Here is a 14,201-nt window from a genome sequence, read left to right on the forward strand (position 1 = left end):
GCGTTTGAAGTTGCTTGGGACGAACAAGCACGGTCGCCAAATCACACAACCACCGAATCCGATGGCCATGATTTTCATGTTCGGATTCGTGATCGTTTTCGCGCTGTTTTGGACCGGCATAGCCGCGATGATGTTTCCACCGATGGCACTCTTTGGGCTGTTTTTTATTGCCATGGCCATCTTTGGCGTGTTCAGCTCTTTTTCAAAAGCGAACACGTACAAGGCCGAGCGACAACGCTACATGCGGGAACGTCAGGCACTGATCGAAAAAGTCCAAAGCCTCGACTGAACCCGCGAATCACTTGTTGGCGTCCGATTGAATCACCACCCCAACACGTGAGCAAACACGAGCGGAGCGCAAATCGTTGCATCACTTTGAATCATGAACTTGGGCGAGTCCGCGTCGATCTTGTACCAAGTGATCTTTTCATTCGGCACGGCTCCGCTGTAACCGCCGTAGCTGGTTGTGGCGTCGCTGATCTGGCAGAAATACCCCCACAACGGGATTTCACGTTGCAGGTCTTGGATCAACATAGGCACCACGCAAATAGGAAAGTCACCCGCGATCCCGCCTCCGATTTGAAAAAAGCCAATCGGATCCTTCATGGTGGCTTGATACCATTCCGCCAATTGCTGCATTTGCTTCGTTCCCGTGGCGTATGCCCCGTGACCGGAAACACTGCCGTCGATGACGTGCGAGGTGTAAATGTTCCCCAGTGTGGAGTCCTCAAACCCAGGCGTGAAGATCGGAATGCCAGCGTCTTTGGCAGCGGCGACCCAGCTATCCTCACGAGGAACTTGGTAGTGCTGAACCAGCCCTTCGTCGTCCAAAAGATCGAACATGAATTCAGCGGGCATGCGAGCGGCGTTCTCAGTTGCCGCCTTCTGCCACATGGGAACCAAACGGTCCTCTAAGTGACGCATCACCGTTTCGGGAATGCAAGTGTCGGTGACGCGGTTGAATCCCCGATCACGAAGCTTCACTTCATCTTCGGCTGAAAGTGCGCGCCAGTTTTCGACAATCTCGTACTCGTCGTGAGCGACCAAGTTGAAGATATCTTCTTCTAAGTTCGCTGCTGTGCAAGTAATGGCGTGGACCTTCCCCTTGCGAATCATCTCCGCCAAAGACAGCCCCAACTCTCCAGTGCTCATCGCGCCGGCCAGGGTCACCATCATCTTGCCTCCACCATCGACAAAGTCTCCATAAGCCTTCGCCGAAGCCACCAATTCGCGGGCGTTGAAGTGACGAAAATGCGTTTCCAGAAACTGCGTGACATTCATGGCGATTCAACAACCAATACAAGAGAGGATGAAGCACAACGTTTCACCATCGCGGACAACCGCGGCTTCCATCCAAAACGATCAACCACCTGCCGGATGCGTCTAAACGCAAAAAAAACATGTTTGGCGATGGCGCCGAATCTTACCTTTCCAACCAGTCAATGTCGCCAGGGCATCTCTAGACGTTTTGGTTCATGAAAAGCAACCGAACAGCCGTTGCAGTGAATGGAAACTCGAAGCAATTTGGATGCGAAGTCTGAAACGAAAGCGAAACATTTTGCGTAGCCCAGTGTTAAATCAACCATGAACAAGCTGCCACCCAACCGCGTGACTTTCAAATCGGCCCAACGTCGCTGGATCCGAACCATCGCGACCCTGGCTATCCTCGGGGCCTTGTTCGGATTCGCTTGGAAACCTCGATTGGTTTCCGAAAACTTTTTGCGGGATGCGACCGACGTGACGGTCGGTGACAACAGCTACACATCCGTCGGCCCCCCCAATGCCAGAGAGTTGGCCTTGGAAGCGGAGCTGCCTCAGACCACCGCCCCGCGGCATCTGTGGTATGTGGGTGGCTTCCCTTTGGACGCTTATCAAACGCAATGGTCCCACAACGAGGGGCACGATGGGATGGAGACCTGGGGCACATTGGGACTGGGTTTGTGGATTGACCTTTGGTTCTGCTTGGGTGTGCTCGCGCTGGCAGGGAGTGCCGCCTATCACATCCGTCCTGGCCAATCGATCGGAAGCGTACTGTGGTCGCCCAAGCCCGCCGGAAACGGATTGTACCGCCGCGTACTGCTAAGCACCTTGTCGGTGGGCGTGGTCGCCACCGCGTGGTGCTTTTATTCGACCCAGCGGGACCTGCGAATGTTGGGCAAACAATCACGAGTCACACTGGCGCGGTCGACCAATCACCCCATGATCGCTCGATTGCCACTTACTTTTCGTGGCCCTTGGACTCACGCAATACGAGTTCAGTGCCTCCCCGAATCAGACGTGCAAGCAATCGATTGGGACAAGCACCCGTCGATTCAGTTCATCGCCATACACGGTGAAATCGACGCTCAAACACTGCATGCGATTGACAAAAACCCATTCATCACCGGACTCCGTTGGTCCAATGTCCCCAGCCTAGAAAGTGCCAACGCGGTCTGCGATCAACTGCCCGCACTCCGCAGCCTTTCACTTTCGTTTGACAACGCAGATACCGCAACGCAATTCGCGTCCGGCACAAAACTTCAGTTGCAAACACTGGATCACTTGTCTTCTTTGACAGTGCGTCGGATCCCATGCAAGTCGATTTGCACCGACGAGTTGCTCGTGCCGTCCCTGACCTCACTGGATATCCAAACGATTGGACCATCCACCGAACCGTGGTTGTTTGAAGAGTCGCCAAACCTTCAATCACTTTCTCTGAGTCACCGTCATCAGAATCCCGAAAACGATCCGCGAGAAGCTCAGGTGACGGTTCGCTTGATGCCAGCACTGACCAAATTGTCATTGGATTCAAGCATTCCGGTAGAACTCCATTTGCTCGTATTGCCTCGATTGATAGACCTGCAGGGAATCGGTTCGATGGCAGCAAACGCGGCTCGCACGGAAGACGATGACGGCTACATCGTCCGAGTGTCTTCGTTGAAGATGTCGGGTCTGAGTTCACTTTCCAAACTGGATGTCGTGGGCGAAAACATTGACCAATGGGAAGCCGAGGAATGCCCCCGACTGCGCACCGTTCGGATCAAACAGCCCTCCACCGAAGCCAATCGTCACTTTCGTCGCAGAATGCGTCCGGGTTCGATGGTCAGCCGATTGGTGGACACTCGCATGTTCCCACCCATGCGACCTGGGCCAGCCCATTCCCAACCCAGACCGTCCAAGGGATTGGTCGCTCTCGCCACCGCGTTGCCATCGCTTCAATCGCTCAACGTTGTGGACATGGATCTGACCACGTGTGATTTCTCCGATCTAAAGACTTGCAAGTATCTGAAGTCGTTGGAACTGGATCACTGCCTGATTGAACCGTCTCAACTGGGACAACTGCAAGGCGTCAACACACTTCGCGAACTTTCGGTTTCGGGAGCCCACATTGATCCCGACACCGTGCCGCCGTTGTTGGCCATGCACAACGACTGGGAAGTCTTGGAATTGCCTTGGCAGAGATTCGACACCGTTCGAATCGTTGACCAACCCAAATTGCGTCGAGCCTTCACCACCCAAACCTTGCGAGCCAAGCATGTTGAACTGGTGAATCTGAATTCGCTGATCAGCCGCCTGAATATCGCTCCAGGTGCGGAAACCATCCGCGTAAAGAACCTCCCCAGCCTCACTGAGATTTCGATTCGTCGGCCCAAGACGAGGAACATCGTGATTGAAGATGTCCCACAACTGCTGTCGTTCACGCTCGAACAAGGCGTGCTGAAGTCATCCACACTCCAGCACCTGAAGCAGTGCCGCCAACTTCATTCGCTGATCCTACCAGGCAGCCATTACCCTCAAGGGTTAGCCCAGCATTTCCCCAGTTGGCCAGGACTGCAGGAACTCAACGCCATCGCCACACCACTGCGTGACGATGACCTGCAACACCTGCCGAGCTTGAAAAACTTGCGACGTTTACGTTTGGATCGAACGGCGTTGACCGAAAAAGGCATCTCAACCTTGGCACGCTGTGATCAACTGCAAAGTGTTTCGTTGGTCGGGTTGAACCTGCCCAGCACCGCTTTAGAACCTTTGGCCGCGCTCTCGTCACTGATGGAATTGTCGGTCAACGACGCCATCCCGTTGCCCGACGCACTTCAACCCATCCGCATCACTCCGGACGATTGGGCCGCCCGAAACAGCGGTCAACAACTGGTACGCAACTGGCCCAACGAATTCAGAACGAATGCTGGCCGGGGGAAGAATCTCTTCCGACCTGGGCAACCGCGCGGCCGGCGTTCGAACTGGGCGCCCAACGGAGAAAGGAATTCCAACCAACCGATGGGCTCGCGACAGGCGACGCTGACGACTGATGCAACGTGACCAACACGCCCGCGGTCGCGAAGAGATACATGTGAACCATCTCAATGATGCCAACCTCGTGGAACATTCCGTTGCACACGTAACCACTGAGCAATCCCAGCATCAAGATGCCAACTGTTCGCCGGTGGTCTTCTGTTCCAACGTCTAACAACGTCGCTCGCATCTGAGCCCTTGTCGCGTCAGCGTGCTTGGCCGACGCGAGTTGCCACGCCAAGCAGAACAGCACCGTCAGCAACAACAGGTGCAGACTCAGGCCAATCAATCCCAGATCCACCAACACAGACAGAAACACATTGTGTTGCATGTAGGGACGAGCGTTCTCCAAAGGCACGCCATGGCGTCGAATCGTGTGATACGGTTCTGCCGCGTCAAAGTAGTGCCCGTAGCCGTGCCCACCGAGTGGCCTGTCCAAGAACATCTCGTAGGCCACCAAAGCCAGCAGTGGCCGCAACTCCACGCTCTTCGCCGCGTCCGCAGCACTCAACGCTTTGTCGCGTTTCATGCTCATGATTTGGTCCTTCAATCCCAACGCCATCGCGCCACTGAAGACAACCACACCGGCCAGAGCCACGATCCGAATACGACGTGGGACATAGATCAATCCGATCCAGCCAATCGCCGCAATTGCTCCCAACCAGACACTTCGCGTCAACGTGGCGTAGCACCCCGCTAAGATCAACAAGGACAGCAGCGTGTACCACGCCTTTCCGTGCCGTCCGCTTTCCAAGAAACGACTGGCACAAGCCGCCAAGGCCAACGTCAGCAAAATCCCGTTGCCGGCGGGATTCAAAAGGGGGCCACGTCCGCGACCGTAAAACTCCCAGACATCTGGATCGTTGATAAACCTTGGGAACACCAACGCACGAACGTCCAACATTTCCATCACGCTCGTGAACGCCAAGTACGATCCCAACGAAATCAATACGGTGACCATCCGGCGAATGTCTTGAGCCGTGAACGTCGCGGTCCGCATCACCAAATAAAGACTGCACGGCAGAGCCATGTAAAACAACCAACGTGCAATCGGTGGCTGAGCTTCTCCGAACATGCCAAATCGCAAACAGCTCAGCAGCCCCAAGGCAACGAACCCGACCACGATGCCGTCAGTTCGAGTTACCGCTGGCAACCGATTTTCACCGGTCAGCACACGATAGGCAGCGACTCCAATCACAGCGGCCCAGAGCAACCGATCCAGACTGATTTGGATGAAGCTGTTGAATGCAAAGAAAGCCGGCCCAAATACCGTCCCCAATAGCAACACCCCCATCACCAACGTCCATGTGCGGGCGCCGCGAAGCATCGGGATCGACCACGGAATGATCGCCAACAGTATCAAGATGAGAAGCAAGGTCATGCCGAACCCTAGCTCATCCGCAGAACGACTCGGCGGATCCAGTCCCGTTTTGTCGCGAAGGCCAATCATCCACTTTAACGATTGCAACGATTCTTCGGCTTGTGCGTGTCACACGGATAACACGCGTCGAACTCATTCTCCCGAGCAAAACGTTCGATTCGATCAGACAGGCGATCCATCGTTGGCACTCGCCCCGCTTCCGCCATTCCGCTCGCGTCTGGAAACCAAGTGCCGCGCCGCGAAAAACCTTGCCGATTGTCCCTCTCACAGGCGTTCTTCATGAGCGTTGTCGCCTGGGCTTGCTTGATCGGCATGGCGGGTTGCTCGCATCCCATGCGGGCCTTGGTTGGGGGCAACATGCGGATCGATGGTGACATGGGCGTCCGCGGCGACATGGGTGTCGATGGCGACATCAATATGAACGGCACCATGAACACGGTCAGCAAGCCCGACAACACGGCTTCGCCCATCCGGCCCGTTGAAATCAACGCCGGTTCGGGCGGTTCCAAATCGCGGATCGCGATTGTCGATGTCGACGGTTTGCTAATCGACCGAAACTTCAGCGGTTTCGGTTCCATGGGAGAAAACCCTGTCGCCCTGTTTCGCGAAAAAATGCGTTGGATCGAATCCGACCACACCATTTCCGCCGTGGTTCTACGAATCAACTCGCCCGGCGGAGGTGTGACTGCCTCGGACATGCTGGCGCACCAACTTCAGCATCTCAAAGAGACACGCAACATCCCGGTCGTGGCATGCTTGATGACCACAGGCACTGGAGGCGCGTACTACTTGGCCACCCACGCGGACACGATCGTCGCGCACCCCACTTCGGTCGTTGGCGGAATCGGTGTGATCCTGAACAACTACAACAAGGAAGACACGCTGGGCCAATTCAACATTGTTTCCCTGCCGATCAAATCAGGCGATAAGATCGACGTGGGATCGCCCGAGCGAATGATGCGGCGAGAAGAACGTGATTTGCTGCAAGCAATGGCTGACGAATTTCACGAACGTTTCATCGAACAAGTCCGCTTGTCCCGAGGGGATCGCCTGGTGATCTCGAGCGACGAACAAGAACCGACCATTGACGAGATGAAAGACGCCGACGAAAGATCGCCCGATGTGGATGCTGGCGATTTCATTCCGTTCGATGGCCGCGTCGTCTCAGGCATTCAAGCTCACGCGATGGGCTTGGTCGACCAAACCGGATACCTCAACGATGCGGTGGAACTTGCCGCCAACATGGCCGGACTTTCGCCTTCGCCTGCACTCATTCTCTTGCGTCGAGACAACGATCGAGCGATGTCCGAATTCGACGTCACGCCCAATGTTCCGATGACGTCGATTTTGCCGATTCAACTACCAGGCTTGGATCGCAGTGCGATGCCAACATTCCTGTACCTTTGGCAACCAGACCCAAGTGTGGTCACCTCCAACGGCGGTTGACGCTGATTTCGAATTCGCTGGAAATCAGGAAGTCATGCCCCAGCTTTTGACCGTGTTCTTCCAATCGGTGGTCAAGGCAGAACAAAGGTAGCCGATGTTCGACATGTAGCGAGGGACCAAGCGTCTTGGATCGCTGAGCATGCGATAGGCCCATTCCATGCCGATGCTTTGAAAGATTTTGGGCGCCCGTTTCGCGGTCCCGGCCAAGAAGTCAAACGAAGCACCAAGCTGAATGCTGACGGGCACGCCAATGCGAGCAGCATGCTCCGCGATCCATTGCTCGCCTTTGGGTTGCCCGAAGGCGACGAACAACAGATCCGTTCCTGCTTCGCGAATCCTTGCGTCTTGAGCAGCCTGTTCTTCCAGCGTCAAGTCACGGAATGGAGGCGATTCACAACCGGCGATACGTAGGCCGGGGTACATCGCTTTGAGTCGCTGGGAGGCTTTCTCAGCAACGCCCGGTGCGCCGCCCAAGAAGTACACGCGATGGCCACGTTGGGCAGCTCGCCCGCACAAGTGAATGATCAGTTCGCTGCCAGCGACTCGTTCGGGAAGCGGTCGGTCGGTCAATTTGCTGCGAGCCACGATCGGTTGCCCGTCCGCCAAAACCAACGCGGCTCGATGTGTGATCTGCTGAAGCTGCGTCGATCGATGATGCAGCATGCAGTAGTTCAGGTTCGCTGTGATGACGTACTGAGGCGTGCCAGCCAGAATCAATTGATCGATCGCATCGACCGACTGCCACATGTCCAATCGATCAAAGGGCACATCCCAAACGTTCACGGTATCGCGAACGAACGGCGGGGCGGTCGTGTTGCTGGCATCTTGTTTTGTCAGAACCGTGGTTCCAAAACGTGGTCCCGGTTGAAATTTCCCCGTGGCTTCTTGCGAAGCTGGTGGGACCACCACAGCGGATGCCGAAGCAGGAGAAGCGGGATACGAACTGACAGGAGAAGCCGAATTCATTGCGACGCGTATTCGATGAAAGGTTGAAAAATCGTTCCAACCGCGACAATCGTTCCTCCCGTCATTTTGAGAGAGACCCGGCCGCGATAGACTGCACAATCAACCCTACGTCACGTTTTCTGCCGCAACGCAATTTTGGCCCAAAGCAACGCATGCTGATCTTCACCCTGGAAGGATTCACCCCCGCTGCGATCTCCGCCTATGGATCCTCGTGGAATCGAACGCCGGCCATCGACCGCTTAGCGGCCGAAGGGACAACGTGGAACCGAGCCATCACGCCCGTCACCAATCCGCTGAAACAATGGGATCGATGGGCGAACCAAGTGGCCCAATCACCTCAAGCCAATCGCATCGTTGTGATCACCGACGACCCGCGATTGTTGGAACGCGATTCGGCGTCCGTGTTCGAAGAAATCGTTTTGCTCGAAAACGATTCGGACACCGAAAATCTCGCCGAGACAATTGATATCGAAGACACTTCGATCGGACGCTTGACGGCCGTCGCTGCCGACCGACTAACACAAGGCGAATCCGTTTGGTTGCACACGCGTTTCCTCACCCATTGCTGGGACGCCCCTCGGGAACTCAGTGACGACACAATCGCAGATGACCCCAGCTTCTACGACGAGGAAACTGGCGAAGACCTTCCTGTTGAAGAACTCGGCGACGATCACGCCCCGGTGCCCTTCATCATGGAATCCGCCACCCCACCGGACCAATCGCTGACAGCGGAAGACGATCCCGATTGGATCACCACCTGGATGCGAACCTACGCGTGTCAAATCAAATTGGTCGATGCGATGATTGACATTCTGGGGTCGGTGCTGGATCCCGACGAAACGATTGTGCTCAGCGGGACCAGCGGATTTGCCCTCGGTCAAAACGGTTCGATCGGGCATCGCACAGGACCATGGCGAACGTGTCACCTGCACGTGCCTTTGATTTGCTCGAGCGGCTCCGGACTGCGATCCCGCACCGTCGCGTCGGCTGATGAAGTCGCGGCGGTGATCGCTGAACGTTTAGCCAACCCAAAGGGGGACCTTTTGCCAGCCCATCGATTCGCATCTGAAAACGTTGTGGATACCTCAACGGCAGAATCCCAGCCCGACGAATCTTTCCACTCGAATACCTCGTCGCCCTCGCCATCGGGCCGTGTTATCACCCAACATCGCAACGCTCCCATCGCCATCACCACCAACGATTGGTTCTACGTTCTTTCGGACGACCGATCGTTGCCAAGTGAATCCGAAGAGCAATGCCACTTGTACTTGAAACCAGACGACGTCGACGATTTCAACAACGTGGTTCGCTTGCGACTCGACGAGGCGGATCAACTTCACCAAACCCTATTGAACGAATTCCATCGAGCAGAGTGATTCATGATTGTTGGCGTGCCTTCGGAAATTAAGACCGACGAATATCGCATCGGAATGTTGCCCGTCGGGGTGGCGGAACTGACTCAAGCAGGGCACACCGTTTTGGTGCAGGCCGGCGCGGGCCTGGGATCGGGACTGCCCGACCACGATTACCTTCGTGCGGGCGCCGAATTGGCTGCTTCGGCCGAAGACATTTTCGCCAGAGCGGACTTGATCGTGAAAGTCAAAGAACCTCAGCCGTCGGAATACGAATTGATTCGTCCCGGCCAACTGGTGTTCACCTACTTTCACTTCGCCGCCGACGATTCGCTGACCAAAGCCATGCTGGACAGCGGCGCGACCTGCTTGGCCTACGAAACGCTTCGCGATGCATCCGGGCAGTTACCGCTTTTGACACCAATGAGCGAAGTGGCCGGACGGATGAGCATCCAAGAAGGCGCCAAATTCCTCGAACGACCTCAAATGGGTCGTGGCATTTTGCTAGGCGGTGTCCCGGGTGTCGCACCCGCTCACATCACAATTCTTGGTGGCGGGGTCGTGGGAGCCAACGCCGCGAAAATTGCGGCTGGTTTCCAAGCCGACGTGGCGATCCTGGACGTCAACCTGGATCGCTTGCGTTACCTGGATGATGTCATGCCCGCCAACGTGAACACGCTCTACAGCGACCGGCACAACATCGTCGAACAACTGCAGAGAGCCGACCTGGTGATTGGATCTGTTTTGATCCCCGGCGGCCGCGCCCCCAACTTGGTTCGGGCCGAAGACCTTCGGATCATGAAGCCCGGCGCGGTCGTCATCGATGTCGCGGTTGACCAAGGCGGGTGCATCGAAACCAGTCGACCGACCACGCACAGCGAGCCAACCTTCATCATCGACGATGTCGTTCACTACTGCGTTGCCAACATGCCCGGGGCAGTCGGCCGGACCAGCAGTTTTGCTCTCTGCAACGCAACCTTGCGTTGGGTATTGAAAGTCGCCGACGCAGGAATGGATGGCGTGATGCAGGACGCCGGTCCACTTCATACGGCGGTCAACATCCACGCTGGCAAGATCGTGCACGAAGCCGTCTCCAACGCCTACCAAGGCTGATCCAACCAATCGCAGCACCGGGGCCAAACGGCCCTGCGTTGGCATAGCTGCGAATTCGATACGGAGCGAATCTGAACGGGCTTCCCGCCAAGCTCAGTGAATTCCTTCCCACTGCTCCCGTCTGCCGCGACTGACGGGTTTCCCTCATTCGCCACTTCGTGGATGGCATGCTCCAGACCTTCAAGATGATCCCCTCACGTGGATGATGTAGAATCCTCTTGGGACTGCTCGCGTGTTGGTGGGCAGGAATTCTTACCTGGCAGGACTCGATCATGAATCGACTGAGTTGGATTGTTGCGCAAATGCGGTCAAATGCGGCTACTCAGCGTGTTTTGAGTCGTTCCAACATCACTAAAAACAAAGCGATACTGTGGCCGGTTTTTGGGTTCGCTGCCTTGCTTCCTTTGGTGGCGATTGGGCAGGGAGCATCACCGAGATACTTCACTGATCTGTCAGGCAAATTCCGAATCAGAGCGATCATCACCAACGCCAATGAAACGCATGTCAAATTGCAGAAAACAGATGGCAAGGAAGTCACCATCGAAATCGCCAAGCTAAGCGAGAAAGACCAAAAATACGTCAATGATGCGTACCAAAAATACAAAGCGATGGTTGGCGACTATCCAATCGGAACCAAAGTCGAAATCTTCTCAACCGGGAGCTGGCATCCCGGCGTCATTCTCAACGTCCAACCAGGCAAGTACTTCATCACCTTTGACAAGTGGTCCGACAGCTGGAACAAATGGGTTACCGAAAAAGAACTGAGGCTGCGGAGTTCGAACGATGAGCAATCGGAGGCAATGTCCTCATCCACGCCCGCAACTTCCGAGCAACCATCTTTAAACTCCGGTTTCCGTAAAACGGCGTCCGGCAATTCGCCTGCCCCCTTGCCCGATCTTGCGAAAACGCTCGCCGCCGCCAAGGCTGTCGATTTGCGGACTGCTCCTGTTGCCAATTTCGATTTCACCGCCGACCCAATTCCCAATCACGGCAAGTCATTGCCGTTGCCGCCGACGATCACGGTAGAAGCAGAGCGAATTGGAAACCCGATGCAGGTGATGTTTGACTCGACCATGCAATTTGTCGCCATTGACCCCGTCAATTTCAAGTCTGGCATACACACAACCACCATAGTCCCACTCGATCTCTCGCTTCCTCGCTGGACCATTTCCACGGGTGGCGAATTCGCAGGAGTAACAGAGGGCGCCAAGTCAGCGATGGTGCTCAATCAATACAGTCCGTATGCGTACCTTCGCGTTTCTCTGGAACAAGACCGAACAAACATCGAGACCTCAGCAAGTGACGCATGGCTTCCATCTTCCGATCACATCTCGCAACAATTCAACCTCCCCGGGAATCGTCTGTTGGTAGTTGCGATCTCCGGAATACAACTTTGGGACCTCGAATCGCGAACCGTTGACGCCACATTCCTTGGTGGATCCAATTGCGACGTCAGTGGTCATGGAAAGTATGTCGCCTGCACGGTGGGCCAGGACACGGCCGTTGTTTTCAACACCGAAACCTACGAGGTCACCCACCGTTTTCGCACCGATGGTTGGCGTCCTTTGAAATTGTCGTTCGATCCCTCGGGATCGCGACTGGCAATGACAGGGGTGGGACGTGGAAACGTTTACGATCTGTCGACTGGAGAAATCGTTCACTCGTATGGCCTGACCAATGGGAACAGCGGTGAGTTGGGCGTTGCATGGATTGGTTCGCAATACCTGGTTTTAATTGGTGGATGCATTGTCGATTTGGAAAGCGGGCTTCCTCTCTGGGCACTCCCGTTTTCACGCCAGCCGTTACTGCAGTTCGACGAAACCACGATTGGTGTCACCACAGGGGAAGGAACGGAAGCGACAATCCAATGGCTGCGAATCACGCCCGAACAAATTGCAGCAGCGGCGACCGTTGATACATCCGGTGCGATCAAGATCCCTCGCGGAGCTGTCGCGACCTTGGATGTGAGCGGATTAAAACATCACGCTCAGCAGGTCAAGCAATACTATGAGAGCAATCTGCAGTCTCTGGGGTACACGCTGGGCCCCAATGGAATGCTGCAAATTCGTTTCAGCAGTACCATCGGCAAGCCGACCAAGATCAGACTGAAGGACTTTCTCAAAGTGAGCCGCGACGCTGACGCCACGTTCGTCCCCGCCACCGTCCATCGCCATGTGCTTCTAAATGGAATGCCCATTTACGACCGAACCGACGAATTCGGTGAAAAGCAATTGAAGTCAACCATACGAATTCAAGCTGATGAATCAGCTCAGCAAGCGGTTACAAGACTGACCACGCCTTCTGAGAGCTTGTTCACGACGATCGCACTTCCGCGAGCCGGAGCCACCTATTTGCCGCGCACGAAAGGATTGATTGGCGAGGGCACCTTGAAAGAATTGGCTCAGAAGATTGGGAAATAGCAGAAGCTGTTCCGGCAGTGAGCGAGATCCGTTTCATGGGTCCCTTCACGTTAACTTCCGAAGACACCACCGAACTGGCAAATCAGACCGACTCCTCGCTTGATTCGCCACTGTTTGTCTCAGAATCGTTTGTCTCGGGCTCATCTGCTGGCGGAGTCGCTTCCTTCAACTGTGAGCCTTCCTCGGGTTCGCCATATAGAAGTTCGGGTGCGTTTGGGTCCTCCATCCACTCGATCCGCTCGACGGTCTCATAGTCGTAGTCGTTGAACAGCACTCGCACGTGCGTTTCTCCCATGTTGCCTTCGACCACAAACATGTAGCTGGCTTCGTCTTCGTCCGTGTATTTGTCGGTCAAGTCCCAATCGTAGGCGACATACTGAACGGTACCGACTTCGTCTTGGATCGTTGCGTTCTCTTTGACCAACTCATACGTCGACCTACCCATCGCGGAATCGAAGGGAACCTGAATCGTTTCCAACTGCACGCGAGTGTCCAAGTCGGTTTCGTCCGGAATCAATTCCACGCGGTCGAACCATTCCTTTTCACTGGCACTGAGCTCAACGCGAACGATTGCCTCGCCCGTGGTTCCAATCACGCGATAGTAGTACTCATCGGCGTAGATCGAATTGTCGAGGTTGTGCTCCGGGGCGAACTCGATCGACTCAATCTCGCCCACATGTTCTTGAATGGTTTCATTTTCCGTCAACGCGAACAGCAACGCGGCGGGGGTGTCCTCATCGTCGACCATGTAGTCGTAATCCATGGCGTTGATTTCTTTCGCGAGTCGCTCCACCGCGTAGTACCCCAGTCCTAAAACACCTCCACACATCAACAGCATCGTCACGGAAATGATCGCCACGATGATCACGGTGTTCTTCGACGATCCACCGCCGGAATTCGAAGAGTTCGGAACCGGTTGGCTGTACGGTGAGTGAGGGGCGTGGGACATGAACCGTGTCTTGTATTGAATGATTGTCGAAAGAACTCAATGCCGCCCGAAGTATAAACAAAAACGGGCCAGTGAATTTCACTGGCCCGTTTGCATTCATTCAAGATTCGTTTCATCCATCTCGGCAGATGGATTCATCGTCGTCACTGAAGAGGGACAATCATCCGGGTGTTCCCACGACGAATGATCAATCGCAATGGGACACCTTGTCGCTTGGCTTCCGCGATGATCAGTTGCAACTCGCTCACCGATTTGACGGCGTTCCCACCGGCGCGTTCGATCACATCGCCCGCCATCAAACC

The 14,201-nt window shown here is 55.3% G+C and carries 8 protein-coding genes and 2 pseudogenes; 6 read left to right on the forward strand and 4 right to left on the reverse strand.

Annotated elements, in window-relative coordinates; genetic code table 11:
• Window positions 1–289: pseudogene (locus ACF8AM_RS19605) on the forward strand (hypothetical protein); the annotation flags it as partial.
• A 32-nt stretch (window positions 290–321) separates the two neighbouring features.
• Here the strand turns inward: ACF8AM_RS19605 and ACF8AM_RS19610 are convergent.
• Window positions 322–1,281 (reverse strand): deoxyhypusine synthase family protein, encoded by a 960-nt coding sequence (locus ACF8AM_RS19610; RefSeq protein WP_392557275.1) that lies wholly within the window; start codon window positions 1,279–1,281, stop codon window positions 322–324.
• A 303-nt stretch (window positions 1,282–1,584) separates the two neighbouring features.
• Between ACF8AM_RS19610 and ACF8AM_RS19615 the strand changes: the two genes are divergently transcribed.
• Window positions 1,585–4,299, forward strand: a complete 2,715-nt coding sequence (locus ACF8AM_RS19615) for an adenylate cyclase (protein WP_392557276.1) — start codon at window positions 1,585–1,587, stop codon at window positions 4,297–4,299.
• Between the two features lie 301 nt (window positions 4,300–4,600).
• Here the strand turns inward: ACF8AM_RS19615 and ACF8AM_RS19620 are convergent.
• Window positions 4,601–5,722 (reverse strand): annotated as a pseudogene (locus ACF8AM_RS19620) (O-antigen ligase family protein); the annotation flags it as partial.
• Window positions 5,723–5,932: 210 nt separating this feature from the next.
• On the opposite strand from ACF8AM_RS19620, the gene ACF8AM_RS19625 reads away from it, so the two are divergent.
• Entirely contained in the window at window positions 5,933–7,099 is a 1,167-nt protein-coding gene (locus tag ACF8AM_RS19625; protein WP_392557277.1) for a S49 family peptidase, read from the forward strand.
• Between the two features lie 24 nt (window positions 7,100–7,123).
• On the opposite strand, the gene ACF8AM_RS19630 is transcribed toward ACF8AM_RS19625, so the two are convergent.
• Window positions 7,124–8,065 (reverse strand): WecB/TagA/CpsF family glycosyltransferase, encoded by a 942-nt coding sequence (locus tag ACF8AM_RS19630; RefSeq protein WP_392557278.1) that lies wholly within the window; start codon window positions 8,063–8,065, stop codon window positions 7,124–7,126.
• A 152-nt stretch (window positions 8,066–8,217) separates the two neighbouring features.
• On the opposite strand from ACF8AM_RS19630, the gene ACF8AM_RS19635 reads away from it, so the two are divergent.
• From ACF8AM_RS19635 to ACF8AM_RS19645, 3 genes are all read left to right on the forward strand, one after another.
• A complete protein-coding gene (locus tag ACF8AM_RS19635; protein WP_392557279.1) occupies window positions 8,218–9,441 on the forward strand; it encodes a sulfatase in 1,224 nt (407 codons plus the stop codon).
• Window positions 9,442–9,444: 3 nt separating this feature from the next.
• A complete protein-coding gene (ald, locus tag ACF8AM_RS19640; RefSeq protein WP_392557280.1) occupies window positions 9,445–10,530 on the forward strand; it encodes an alanine dehydrogenase in 1,086 nt (361 codons plus the stop codon).
• A gap of 332 nt (window positions 10,531–10,862) precedes the next feature.
• Window positions 10,863–12,950 (forward strand): SHD1 domain-containing protein, encoded by a 2,088-nt coding sequence (locus ACF8AM_RS19645; RefSeq protein ID WP_392557281.1) that lies wholly within the window; start codon window positions 10,863–10,865, stop codon window positions 12,948–12,950.
• A gap of 82 nt (window positions 12,951–13,032) precedes the next feature.
• Here the strand turns inward: ACF8AM_RS19645 and ACF8AM_RS19650 are convergent, their stop codons facing one another.
• Window positions 13,033–13,899 carry a hypothetical protein gene (locus tag ACF8AM_RS19650; RefSeq protein WP_392557282.1) on the reverse strand — a complete coding sequence of 289 codons (867 nt, stop codon included), beginning with the start codon at window positions 13,897–13,899 and terminating at the stop codon, window positions 13,033–13,035.
• Window positions 13,900–14,201: the final 302 nt, after the last annotated feature.

The sequence above is a fragment of the Rhodopirellula sp. JB055 genome (assembly GCF_043100905.1).
In the GTDB taxonomy this organism is placed as follows: Bacteria; Planctomycetota; Planctomycetia; order Pirellulales; family Pirellulaceae; genus Rhodopirellula.